This window comes from Nonomuraea turkmeniaca (assembly GCF_005889735.1).
Classification (GTDB): Bacteria; Actinomycetota; Actinomycetes; order Streptosporangiales; family Streptosporangiaceae; genus Nonomuraea; species Nonomuraea turkmeniaca.
The window spans coordinates 1-2807 of sequence record NZ_VCKY01000469.1; the positions used below are offsets into that span (position 1 = coordinate 1).

General features: G+C 75.2%; 1 protein-coding gene. It reads right to left on the reverse strand.

Annotation, left to right across the window (positions count from 1 at the left end; all coding sequences use genetic code 11):
- Positions 1–356: 356 nt before the first annotated feature.
- Positions 357–2807 (reverse strand): ATP-binding protein (locus ETD86_RS56510; RefSeq protein ID WP_246149526.1); only part of this gene is annotated, 2451 nt, incomplete at its 5' end.

The following is a 2807-nucleotide window of genomic DNA, read 5'->3' on the forward strand; positions in this document are numbered from 1 at the left end:
CCCGCTGATCCCCGCCCCCACCACTATCACCCGCACCGGCCATCTCCCTTACTCTACAAGTCGTAGTACTACCACTTATAGAGTATCGGTGGCACGGTTCACAAGATCCCGATCCGCACCGCCCGCCGTGTGCCGCTGGAATATTGAGCTACGTGGGCTGAGCTGCGGTTAAGCGGCGTGGCCCGATTCGCTGGTCATGCCTGCGAGGACGGGTTTTCGCCGGGACTGGTGCGCCGGTGCCCGTGGTGAGGGCTCGCCGCATGGTCGAGGCGTCCATGCCGAGGGCTGCACCGATCTGCTCCCAGGCGGCACGTCGCCCGCGCGTCGCCGGCCGGCGTGCGTCCGGCGCGAAAGCCCTAAAGAACCCCGCAGCCGGCCGGGCGCTCGGTCAGGTCCTTCGCCCTGCGGTGATCGTACGGTGCGCAGAGCCGCTCGGCCGTTCTCATGGCCTGTTCCGCTGCTTTCGCCGCGGCCTTGCGCCGTCCCCCGTGGGCCAGGACGAGGGCGCGGGCCCAGCCGATGCGGGCCGCGGCGCCGGGGTGGCCGGACTGGAACCCGGCCAGGTGCCGGTCGAGCCGGCGCGCCGTGGCGGCGTCCGGGGGCAGGGACACCAGCAGTTCGGCCAGGCCGGTCCAGCACTCCAGCATGCCGCGCTGGGCCGACGGCAGGCGGGCGGCCAGTTCCAGCACCCTGGCCAGCGCCTGCCCCGGGTCACTGCGCCCGAGGCGGGCCGCGGCCGTGAGCAGGCGCATCTCCTGGATCACCGGCATGACCGGGCCGTCGCGCAGGCCGAGTCGCTGCTCGTGGGCGCGGCGGCGGTCGGTCGAGGCGCGGGCCGCCGCCAGCACCTCGCCGATCCGCTCCGCGCTCGTCCCGTCGACCCGGAGCAGCGCCTCGGCCTGGCCGATCAGGCACCAGTGGCGGCCGATGTCGTCGCCGCCCACCCGCCTGGCCGCCTGCTCCGCCGTGTCGGCGAACAGGTCCGCCGCCTGCTCGAAGTCGCCGCGCCAGAGGGCCGTCTCGGCGAGCATCCCCACGCAGTTCTCCGCCACACGGGGGTCGAGTGTCCTGGCCCGGCACTCGGCGAACATACCGCGCGCGCCCTCGAAGTCGCCGGCCGCGAGCAGGTCCAGGCCCCTGGCCAGGCGCGCGCGGCTCGCCGGCTCCGTCGGGTGGTCGATGTCGCCCAGCGATCGATCGGCGAGGGCGCCGTAACGGGTGGCCAGGCGGTGCAACCCGGCCACGCGGGCGATGGCGGTGAAGTTCGCGTACGCCTCCGCGCGCAGGGCCGGGTCCGGCGTCCGGTCGGCGGCGTTGAGCTGGCGTAACGAGGCGGCCAGCATCGTGGGCAGGTCCTGCTGGTGGTAGGCCAGCCGCGCGAGGAACGTCAGCGCCTGCGCCGTCTCGGCCTCCGCGGAGGTGCCTGAGCGGCGGATCGGCAGGACGCGGTGGAGGAACTGGCGGGCGGCGGCGGTCAAGACGGCGGCGGCGAGGCCGGGGCGGGACGTCGGGAGCGGCTCGCCCACCGTGTCGAGCGCCGCCCTGGCCAGGCGGGTGGCCTCGCGCTCCCTGGCCAGCTGGTGCTCGCTCACGCCCGCCATCCGCAACCACCGCGCCCGCAGGCACGGGGCCTCGGTCGTGCGGGCGAGGTGGCGAAGGACGACGGCGCCGGACTCCTCGTACAGGCGCAGGCGCAGGCACAACACCCAGTAGCGGTCGAGGAAGCCGGGCTGGCCGGACACCGCCCAGGCCAGGCGGATGTTGTCCATCTCCACGCCCAGCACGCGGGTGACCTCGGCGTCGGAGGCGTCCTGGAGGGCGGCGGCGTGCCGGTCGAGCAGATGGGCGAAGTGGGCGGCGAGCCGTTCCCGCGCCGCGCGGCGCTCCCCGGGGGCCAGGTGGCCGGCGGCGAACTGCTGGATGAGGGGGTGCAGGACGTACCGGCCGGACGGGGTGAGCTGGATCATGCTGTGATCCACCAGGCGGACCAGCACGTGCGGCGTGGTCCTGGCCACCTCCAGCGCGGCACGCAGCGTGCAGCCGCCGCTGAACACCGACAGCGCCGCCAGCGCCGCCCGCCCGGCCGGGTCGAGCAGCCGCCAGGAGGTCTCGAAGACCGTACGCATGCGGGCGTGCCGCGACCTGGCGGCCGGCCCGTCGGCTGACAGCAGGCCGGCGTCCGTGCTGAGGCGCTGGGCCAGGTCGGCGGGCGGCACCGCGCGCAGGAGGCCGGCCGCCAGCTCGATGGCCAGGGGCAGGCCGCCGGTGGCGGCACAGATCGCGGCGATCGGGGCGGCGTGCCGGTCCGGGTCGAACGCCGGTTGCGCCCGTGCCGCCCTGCACACGAACAACGCCTCAGCCGCCGGGCCCGGCAGGCCCGCCACCTCGAACGACACCTGCCCGGGCACGTCCAGACGGCGCCTGCTGGTCGCGAGGATCCGCACCCCCGGAGCGGTGCGCATGATCCGGGCGATGACCGCGTCGAAGGCCGGCAGGTGTTCGAGGTTGTCCAGCACGAGGAGGTGCTCGCGCCCGGACAGGGCCGCCAGCAGCAGGTCAAGGGCGGGGCGCTGCGGGGAGAGGTCCACGCCGAGACGTCGGGCGAGCGTCGTGACGGCGGCATCCTGGCCTACCCCGGCCAAGGACACGAACGCGCACGACGACGCCGCGGCGGCGGCGATGGCCAGGCGGGTCTTGCCGACGCCGCCGGGGCCGAGCAGGGTCACGAGGCGTTCGCGGGTCAGCAGCGCGCGCAGTTCCCGGAGCTCCGCCTCCCGGCCGACGAGGTCAGTGGAGGGGACGGGCGG